Genomic DNA, 9,365 nt, shown 5'->3' on the forward strand with positions numbered 1-9,365 from the left:
TCATCCGGTGAGCTCCAGGATCCCCAGGAGGCGGACATGGCATGGACGTGGCGGTTCGAGAAGTCCGACGGCAGCGAGGTCGCCCCCTCGGTGACCCCGGAGGAGTTCACCACCCAGGGCGACGCCGAGTCCTGGCTCGGCGAGAACTGGCGTGACCTGCTGGACGGCGGCGCGGACCAGGTGACGCTCTCGGAGGACGGGTCGAAGGTGTACGGGCCGATGCCCCTGGACGCGGAGGGCTGAAGCGCCCGGCTGCGGGGGAGGGGGCGCGAGCGGGTGCCCCCGCCTCCGGGACCGCCGGGGCAGGCCCCGGGACAGGGGACGGCGCCTGTGCGGACGCCTGTGCCCCTGGTGCCTGGGCCCGCACCACGACCGCGGCGCCATCGGGGCGGGCGTCAACGCGCGAGGAGCCTGGGCCCGGCAAGGGGCGTCGTCCCGTTGTGCCCACCCGTCCCGCCCTGCGGGACGATTGCCCACAACGGGGGGGCCAGGGGCGACGCCCCAGCGGGCGCAGCCCGCAACGGGGGTCGGTCGGGCTCCCGAGGGCGCGACCCACAACGCGTTGAGCGAAGGCGTCGTCCCGTTGGGACGACGGGGGCCGGGGTCTAGCCCCGCACCCCGCACAGGTGCAGCAGCCCTGCGATCCGCCGGTACGGGTCCGTCCGGCCCGCCCGGTCCTCCGCCGTCAGCAGACGCTCCAGCTCGTCCGCGGCCGGCAGGCCCTCGTTGGCCGGGAGGCCGTCGGTGAAGACCCGCACGCCGTACCAGGCGTGCAGCGGCGCCGCGATTCCCGCGAGGGTCGTGGTCAGCGCGTCGAGACGGTCCGCGCGCACCTTCGCGCCGTTGCGGTCGCTGTAGACGTCCGAGTCGAAGGCGCCCAGCGCGCCCGCCCAGTCCCCGGCGAGGCCCGGCCGCATGGCCAGCGCCTCCGCGTTCCGTACCACCAGGGAGAGCAGGCCGCCGGGGGCCAGCATCCGGGCCAGGCCGGCGAGCAGCGCGTCGGGCGCGTCGGCGTACATGAGCACGCCGTGGCACAGCACGACGTCGAAGCTGCCGGGCAGGAAGTGCACGCCGGTCTCGCGGCCGTCGCCCTGGATCAGCCGGACCCGCTCGCGGATGCCGGCCGGTTCCGTCGCGAGCGACTCGCGGGCGGCCGTGAGCAGCTCGGGGTCGGACTCCAGGCCGGTCACGGTGTGTCCGGCGCGGGCGAGGCGGAGCGCCTGGGTGCCCTGGCCCATGCCCGCGTCGAGGATCCGCAGCCGCTGCCCCACGGGGTAGCGGGCGGCTATCTGCTCGTCGAGCTGGCGGGCGATGAGCTCCTGGCGGACGGTGTCGCGCAGCCCGCCGGGAACGACGGGCCAGTGGCCGACCAGGGGCAGCACCTCGGCCGCGGCCACGGCCTCGGCGGCGGCAGCGGTCTCGGCCGCGCTCACGGCCGCAGCCTCTGCGTCGGTCTCGTTCTCAGTCGCAGCCACGGCCACAGCCGTGCTCACGGCCTCAGTCCCAGCCACGGCCGTAGCCTCAGCGGCGGTCACGGCCTCAACCGCAGCCACCGCCTCCGCCGCGCTCGTGGCGTAGGTGGGCGTCACCGCATCGGTCGCGGTCTCCGTGCCGGCCGTCGCGGACTCCGACGGAACCGGCTCCGGTCCCGGTACCGGCTCAGGCACCGGGCCCGAGAACTCCGCGCTCAGGGCCGCTCTCCGCGCTTGACCTGCGGCTTCGGCAGCCGCAGCCGGCGCATCTGGAGCGAGCGCATCAGGGCGTAGGGGATCGCGCCACGGGTCGGCTGGTTCGGGAAGCGCTGCTTCAGCTGCCTGCCGAGCCGGATCCAGATGCCGATCGAGTCGAGGACGATCAGGACGATGATCGCCGCCCACAGCAGCAGCGAGACGTTCTGCAGCGCCCGGTTGGTGTTGCCGAACAGCGACAGCACCAGGATCACCACGGCGACCGGCAGGAAGAACTCGGCGACCACGAACCGCGAGTCGATGTAGTCGCGGACGAAGCGCCGCACCGGGCCCTTGTCGCGGGCCGGCAGGTAACGCTCGTCGCCGCTGGCCAGCGCTTCGCGCTGCTTGGCGAGATCCACACGGCGCGCTTCGCGCTGCCGCTTCATGGCCTCCTTGCGGTCGACCGGCGCGGACTGGGCGCGGCGGCGCTGCGTCTGCGCGTCGCTCCGCTTGGGAGTCGGGCGGCCCTTGGGGGCCTGCGGGTCGCGGGGCTGCTTGGAGAGGTCCGCCGTCACCTGGTCGGTGGGGGCCTTCTCATCCTTCGAACGGCTACGGAACACAAGGCCAAGGGTACGTGGTGAGTGGTGTGGGACCCAGCACGGGCGGGAACGATCCGCTAACGGACTGCGTCCCTGGCCTTGGAACACCGTGGAGAACGGTGGGACACCGGGGAATCCTCTACTCCCTGGGCGGGAGGATCGGTGATCCCCACTCGTCCTTGGGGAGGAGCACATCGGGTCCCGAACAGTGCGGTAATGGAGACATGAACCGTACTGTGGTTCATGTTGGAGTGCTGGAGCCCAGTCCGTCAGAAGGGGGCGCGCGAAGCCCATGAGCGGTGTGATGAAGCGTATGGGGATGATCTTCCGCGCGAAGGCAAACAAGGCCCTCGACCGGGCCGAGGATCCGCGCGAGACCCTTGATTACTCGTACCAGAAGCAGCTGGAGCTGCTGCAGAAGGTCCGCCGGGGCGTCGCCGACGTGGCGACCTCCCGCAAGCGCCTTGAGCTGCAGCTGAACCAGCTGCAGAGCCAGTCCGCCAAGCTGGAGGACCAGGGCCGCAAGGCCCTCGCGCTGGGCCGGGAGGACCTGGCGCGCGAGGCGCTGTCCCGCAAGGCCGCGCTCCAGCAGCAGGTGAACGACCTGGAGGTGCAGCACCAGACCCTGCAGGGCGAGGAGGAGAAGCTGACCCTCGCCGCCCAGCGGCTGCAGGCCAAGGTCGACGCCTTCCGCACCAAGAAGGAGACGATCAAGGCCACGTACACGGCGGCCCAGGCGCAGACCCGGATCGCCGAGTCGTTCTCCGGCATCTCGGAGGAGATGAGCGACGTCGGCCTGGCGATCCAGCGGGCCGAGGACAAGACCGCCCAGCTCCAGGCGCGGGCCGGCGCGATCGACGAGCTGCTCGCCTCGGGCGCGCTCGACGACCAGTCGGGCCTGGCCAAGGACGACCTGCAGGCGGAGCTGGACCGGATCTCGGGCGGTTCGGACGTGGAGCTGGAGCTCCAGCGGATGAAGGCCGAGCTGGCCGGCGGACCGTCGGCGCAGCAGCAGGCCATCGAGGGCGGCTCGGGCACGGGCACCGGTCAGAACCAGTCGCAGCAGCAGTCCCACCCGCGCTACGAGAAGTAAGCGCGCCCCTTCGCAGCAGGAGGACGGCACGTCATGATCGTACGGATCATGGGGGAGGGCCAGGTCAAGCTGGCCGACAGTCACTTCGCCGAGCTCAACAAGCTCGACGACGAACTCCTGGAAGAGATGGAGGGCGGCGACGAGACCGGCTTCCGCCGGACGCTCGCCGCCCTGCTCGACAAGGTCCGGGAGCTCGGCACGCCACTGCCGGACGACGCCCTGGAACCTTCGGAGCTGATCCTTCCGGCGCCCGACGCGACCCTGGACGAGGTCCGCCAGATGCTCTCCGACGACGGCCTCATCCCCGGCTGACCGGCCACCCCGGCGGCGACCAGCTGCCCCGGCGACCAGCTGCCTCGGCTGACCGGCTACCCCGGCGACCGGCTACCCGGCCAGTCGGCTGCCCCGGCGACTGCCTGACCCTGGCCACCCGGCCATCCCGGCCCGTCGGCTATCTCGGCGACCGGCTACCCGGCCCCCGCCGGCCCGCCGGCCCGGCACTCCAGCCGCTGCCCCGTCCCTTCCTTCGCGAAGGTACGGGGCAGCGTCGTCCCCGGACCTTCCCCGACCCCGTACCGTTTTCTGTCGTGACGACCAACGGCACCCTGCTCACCCGGACCCGGTACCGCCTCCGGGCCCACCCCCTCGCCTTCGACGCCGTGCTCGCCGTGCTCGTGTTCGTCGCCATGGTGCTGGCCTCCTTCACGGACCCGCACGGCAGCCCCGACGGGCCGACCTTCGGTGACCGGGAGCCCACGCTCGGCGGGATCGTCCTCATGCTCTGCGGTGCCTCCGCGCTCGTGCTGCGCCGCCGCCATCCCATCGGGGTGCTCGCCGCCACCTCCGCGTTCGCCCTCGTCGAGCTGGTCGGCGACGCCCGGCCGGCCCCCGTCGCCATGGGCGCCGTCATCGCCCTCTTCACCGTCGCCTCGCGCACCGACCGGCCCACCACCTGGCGGCTCGGCCTCGCCACCATGGCCCTGCTGACCGGCGCTGCCATGTTCTTCGGGGACACTCCCTGGTACGCGCAGGAGAACCTGGGCGTCTTCGCCTGGACCGGGATGGCCGCGGCCGCCGGCGACGCCGTGCGCAGCCGCCGGGCGTTCGTGGACGCCATCCGGGAGCGGGCCGAGCGCGCCGAGCGCACCCGCGAGGAGGAGGCCCGGCGGCGGGTCGCCGAGGAGCGGCTGCGGATCGCGCGCGACCTGCACGACGTGGTCGCCCATCACATCGCCCTGGTCAACGTGCAGGCGGGCGTCGCCGCCCATGTCATGGACAAGCGGCCCGACCAGGCCAAGGAGGCCCTCGCACACGTCCGCGCCGCCTCCCGCTCGGCCCTCGACGAGCTGCGCGCCACCGTCGGGCTGCTCCGCCAGTCCGGCGATCCGGAGGCGCCGACCGAGCCGGTGTCGGGCCTCGCCGTCCTCGACGACCTGCTGACCACCTTCCGCAACGCGGGCCTGCCGGTGGAGCTGACCCGCACCGACGGCGGCGCCGCGCTGCCCGCGGCCGTCGACCTCGCCGCGTACCGGATCATCCAGGAGGCGCTGACCAACGTCCGCAAGCACGCCGGCGCCGACGCCCGCGCCGAGGTGAGCGTGCTCCGGGTCGGCCGTACGGTCGAGATCACCGTCCTCGACGACGGCGCCCCGCAGCCCGCGGTCCCCGAGCAGGCGTCCCCGGACGGCGGCGGCCACGGCCTGGTCGGGATGCGCGAGCGGGTCACCGCGCTCGGCGGCACGCTCACCGCCGCACCCCGCTACGGGGGCGGCTTCCGGGTGCAGGCGATACTGCCGGTGACCGGCCGCACGGGGGAGGACGACGCATGACGGGTACCGAGACCGGGACCACGGGGACAGGGACCACGGGTACCGAGACCGGGACCACGGGGGCCGGGACCGGGACGCCGGAGGAGCGCCCCATCCGGGTGCTGCTCGCCGACGACCAGGCCCTGCTGCGCAGCGCCTTCAAGGTCCTGGTGAACTCCGAGCCGGACATGGAGGTCGTCGCCGAGGCCGCCGACGGCTCCGAGGCGGTCGCCCGGGCCCGCGCCGAGCGGCCCGACGTCGTCCTGATGGACATCCGCATGCCGGGTACGGACGGCCTCGCCGCGACCCGTCTGATCACCGCGGACCCGGAGCTCGCCGCCGTACGGATCGTCATGCTCACCACCTTCGAGGTCGACGAGTACGTGGTGCAGTCGCTGCGCGCCGGGGCCTCCGGCTTCCTCGGCAAGGGCGCCGAGCCGGAGGAGCTGCTCGGCGCCATCCGGATCGCGCACGCCGGCGAGGCGCTGCTCTCCCCGGCCGCCACCAAGGGCCTGATCGCCAGCTTCCTGGCGCAGGGCGGCGGCGCCGACCCGGACCGCGAGTCGGCCCCCGGCTACGCGGAGCGGCTGTCCGCGCTGACCGCCCGCGAGCGGGAGGTGCTCGTCCTCGTCGCGGGCGGGCTGTCCAACGACGAGATCGGCGAGCGGCTCGACGTCAGCCCGCTCACCGTCAAGACGCACGTCAACCGGACCATGGCCAAGCTGGGCGCCCGCGACCGGGCCCAACTGGTGGTCACCGCGTACGAGTCGGGGCTTGTCCGTCCAAGGGTGGAGTGACCGGCGGCTCCGGCGTACTCCAGACGCGGTATGCGCGCCGTAAGGAATTGGGCCCGGGGGCCGAGGAACGGGGCGTGTCCATGGCCGAAGGTATAGGCGGGCACACCTGGGGCTGCTTCGTTCCGGCCCGGTCGCCCGCCTGCCGCGTACGCCACAGAAACGAGTCCCCATGTCCTGGCTGTCCAGATTCAGCCTCGCGCAACGGGCCCTGATCGGGCTGATGTCCCTCGTCGCGCTCCTCTTCGGAGCGATAGCGATCCCGCAGCTGAAGCAGCAGCTCTTCCCCTCCATCGAGCTGCCGATGGTCTCGATCCTCGCCCCCTACCAGGGCGCCTCGCCGGACGTCGTCGAGAAGCAGGTCGTCGAGCCGCTGGAGAACAACCTCAAGGCCGTCGACGGCATCAAGGGCATCACGTCCACCGCCTCCGAGGGCAACGCCGTCATCATGGCCAGCTTCGACTACGGGGACGAGGGGACCAAGCAGCTCGTCGCCGACGTCCAGCAGGCCGTCAACCGGGCCCGTGCCCAGCTGCCCGACACGGTCGACCCGCAGGTCGTGGCCGGCTCCACCGACGACATCCCGACGGTCGTGCTCGCCGTCAGCTCCGACAAGGACCAGCAGGCCCTCGCCGACCAGCTGGACAGGACCGTCGTCCCCGCCCTGGAGGACATCGACGGCGTCGCCCACGTCAACGTCAACGGCGTCCGCGACCTCCAGGTCTCCGTCACCCCGGACGACCGCAAGCTCGCCGCGGCCGGCCTCAGCCCGATGAAGCTCACCGAGGCGATCCGGGGCGGCGGCGGCACCATGCCCGCCGGCGCCTTCTCGGAGGACGGCAAGAGCCGCACCGTCCAGGTCGGCGGCGGCTACACCTCGCTCCAGCAGATCCAGGACCTGCGGATCAAGCCCGAGAAGGGCAGGTCGGTCCGCCTCGGCGACGTCGCCACCGTGAAGCAGGAGGAGGCCACCGCGGTCTCCCTGACCCGCACCAACGGCAAGCCCAGCCTCGCCGTCATGGCCACCATGGACAAGGACGGCAGCGCCGTCGCCATCTCCGACGCGGTCAAGGACAAGCTGCCCGAGCTGCGCAAGGACCTCGGGGCGGGCGCCGAGCTCACCGTCGTCTCCGACCAGGGCCCGGCCGTCGCCAAGTCGATCTCCGGCCTCACCACCGAGGGCGCGCTCGGCCTCGTCATGGCCGTCCTCGTCATCCTGGTCTTCCTGGCCTCGCTGCGCTCCACCCTGGTCACGGCGGTCTCCATCCCGCTCTCGGTGGTCCTCGCCCTGATCGTGCTGTGGACCCGTGACCTGTCGCTGAACGTGCTGACGCTCGGCGCGCTCACCATCGCCATCGGCCGGGTCGTCGACGACTCGATCGTGGTCCTGGAGAACATCAAGCGGCACCTCGGCTACGGCGAGGAGCGGCAGGCCGCGATCGTCACCGCGGTCAAGGAGGTCGCCGGCGCGGTCACCTCCTCCACCCTCACCACCGTCGCCGTGTTCCTGCCGATCGGCCTGGTCGGCGGCATGATCGGCGAGCTGTTCGGCTCCTTCAGCCTCACCGTCACGGCGGCGCTGCTCGCCTCGCTGCTCGTCTCCCTGACGGTCGTCCCGGTCCTCTCGTACTGGTTCCTGCGGGCCCCCAAGGGCACCTCCGCGGACCCGGAGGAGGCCCGCCGGCTGGCCGAGGAGAAGGAGACGCGGAGCCGGCTGCAGCGCGCGTACGTGCGGGTGCTGCGGTTCGCCACCCGGCGCCGCGTCACCAGTGTCGTCATCGCCCTCGTGGTCCTCTTCGGCACCTTCGGCATGGCGCCGCTCCTGAAGACCAACTTCTTCGACCAGGGCGAGCAGAAGGTCCTGACGGTCAAGCAGAAGCTGGCCCCGGGCACCAGCCTGGCCGCCTCCGACGAGGCCGCGAAGAAGGTCGAGAAGGTCCTCGCGGCCACCGAGGGCGTCAAGGACTACCAGGTCACCGTCGGCTCCTCCGGCTTCATGGCGGCCTTCGGCGGCGGCACCGGCTCCAACCAGGCGTCGTACCAGGTGACCCTGGAGGACTCCGCCTCGTACGAGAAGACCCGCGACGCCCTGCACGAGGCGCTCGGCAAGCTCGACGGCATCGGCGACACGACCGTCGCCGCCGGTGACGGCTTCGGCAACCAGGACCTCAGCGTGGTCGTCAAGGCCGCCGACCCGGCAACCCTGAAGAAGGCGTCCGAGCAGGTCAAGGACGCCGTCGCCAAGCTGAAGAACGTCACCGACGTGCAGAGCGACCTGTCCCAGTCGGTGCCGCGGATCTCGGTCCGGGCCAACGAGAAGGCGGCCGACGCCGGCTTCGACAACACCACCCTCGGCATGGTCGTGGCCCAGGCGGTGCACGGCACCCCGGCCGCCAAGGCGGTCCTCGACGACACCGAGCGGGACGTCCTGATCACCTCCGCCCACCCGGCCACCACCCTGGCCGAGCTGAAGGCGCTGCCGCTCGGCCCGGTGAAGCTCGGCGACATCGCGCACGTCGACCTGGTGCCCGGCCCGGTCTCCATGACCCGGATCGACGGCGCCCGCGCCGCCACCGTCACGGCCAAGCCGACGTCGGACAACACCGGCGCGGTCAGCGCCGAGCTCCAGACGAAGATCAAGGCGCTCGACCTGCCCGAGGGCGCCACCGCCTCCATCGGCGGCGTCTCCCAGGACCAGTCCGAGGCCAACGGCAAGATGGCCCTGGCGATGCTCGCCGCCGTGGCGATCGTCTTCATGCTCCTGGTCGCGACCTTCCGCTCGCTGGTCCAGCCGCTGATCCTGCTGGTCTCCATCCCGTTCGCGGCCACCGGCGCCATCGGCCTGCTCGTCGCGACCGGCACGGCGATGGGCGTCCCGGCGATGATCGGCATGCTGATGCTGATCGGCATCGTGGTCACCAACGCGATCGTCCTGATCGACCTGATCAACCAGTACCGGGCCCAGGGCCTCGGCGTCATCGAGGCCGTGGTCGAGGGCGGCCGGCACCGACTGCGCCCGATCCTCATGACGGCCCTGGCGACGATCTTCGCCCTGCTCCCGATGGCGCTCGGCGTCACCGGCGAGGGCGGCTTCATCGCCCAGCCGCTGGCCGTGGTCGTGATCGGCGGTCTGATCACCTCCACGCTGCTGACCCTGCTGCTCGTGCCGACGCTCTACGCGACGGTCGAACTCCGCAAGGAGCGCCGCGCGAAGAAGAAGGCGGCGAAGCGGGAGAAGAAGGCGGGCGGCGAGGCCCAGGTCCCGCCGCAGCCGAAGGAGGCGGCGGGCGTCTGACCGCCGCTGTACGACCGGAGGTCCCACCCATGCGCGGCGTCCGCCTGCCCCGCCTCCCCCGCACCACCCGGGGCCGCCGCCGCGCCGTCCAGGCCGTGATGCTCGC

8 protein-coding genes are annotated in these 9,365 nt (G+C 72.6%); 6 read left to right on the forward strand and 2 right to left on the reverse strand.

The features are described from left to right. The first annotated feature begins 36 nt into the window (after positions 1-36). Entirely contained in the window at positions 37-243 is a 207-nt protein-coding gene (locus tag ACWEV0_RS30275) for a hypothetical protein (RefSeq protein ID WP_453152853.1), read from the forward strand. A 362-nt stretch (positions 244-605) separates the two neighbouring features. Here ACWEV0_RS30275 and ACWEV0_RS30280 read toward each other — a convergent pair whose 3' ends face one another. Together ACWEV0_RS30280 and ACWEV0_RS30285 are read right to left on the reverse strand one after the other, a co-directional pair. Then, complete coding sequence (locus ACWEV0_RS30280; RefSeq protein ID WP_453152863.1) at positions 606-1,382, reverse strand: class I SAM-dependent methyltransferase; 777 nt, start codon at positions 1,380-1,382, stop codon at positions 606-608. A gap of 305 nt (positions 1,383-1,687) precedes the next feature. Further along, on the reverse strand, positions 1,688-2,290 hold the full coding sequence (locus ACWEV0_RS30285; RefSeq protein ID WP_453152854.1) for a DUF3043 domain-containing protein: 603 nt from the start codon (positions 2,288-2,290) through the stop codon (positions 1,688-1,690). Positions 2,291-2,561: 271 nt separating this feature from the next. Here ACWEV0_RS30285 and ACWEV0_RS30290 point away from each other — a divergent pair, with 271 nt between their 5' ends. From ACWEV0_RS30290 to ACWEV0_RS30310, 5 genes are all read left to right on the forward strand, one after another. Further along, positions 2,562-3,362: a PspA/IM30 family protein gene (locus ACWEV0_RS30290; RefSeq protein WP_453152855.1), complete on the forward strand. Its 801-nt coding sequence runs from the start codon at positions 2,562-2,564 to the stop codon at positions 3,360-3,362. 33 nt (positions 3,363-3,395) lie between these two features. Continuing rightward, positions 3,396-3,674, forward strand: coding sequence for a PspA-associated protein PspAA (pspAA, locus tag ACWEV0_RS30295; protein WP_453152857.1), 279 nt, complete (start codon positions 3,396-3,398; stop codon positions 3,672-3,674). 275 nt (positions 3,675-3,949) lie between these two features. Beyond that, positions 3,950-5,191, forward strand: a complete 1,242-nt coding sequence (locus ACWEV0_RS30300; protein WP_453152858.1) for a sensor histidine kinase — start codon at positions 3,950-3,952, stop codon at positions 5,189-5,191. Beyond that, positions 5,188-5,967 carry a response regulator gene (locus ACWEV0_RS30305; protein WP_453152860.1) on the forward strand — a complete coding sequence of 260 codons (780 nt, stop codon included), beginning with the start codon at positions 5,188-5,190 and terminating at the stop codon, positions 5,965-5,967. The genes ACWEV0_RS30300 and ACWEV0_RS30305 overlap by 4 nt, the downstream gene beginning before the upstream one ends. 169 nt (positions 5,968-6,136) lie before the next feature. After that, complete coding sequence (locus tag ACWEV0_RS30310; protein ID WP_453152861.1) at positions 6,137-9,259, forward strand: efflux RND transporter permease subunit; 3,123 nt, start codon at positions 6,137-6,139, stop codon at positions 9,257-9,259. Positions 9,260-9,365: the final 106 nt, after the last annotated feature.

The sequence above is a fragment of the Streptomyces sp. NPDC003943 genome, from assembly GCF_053605265.1.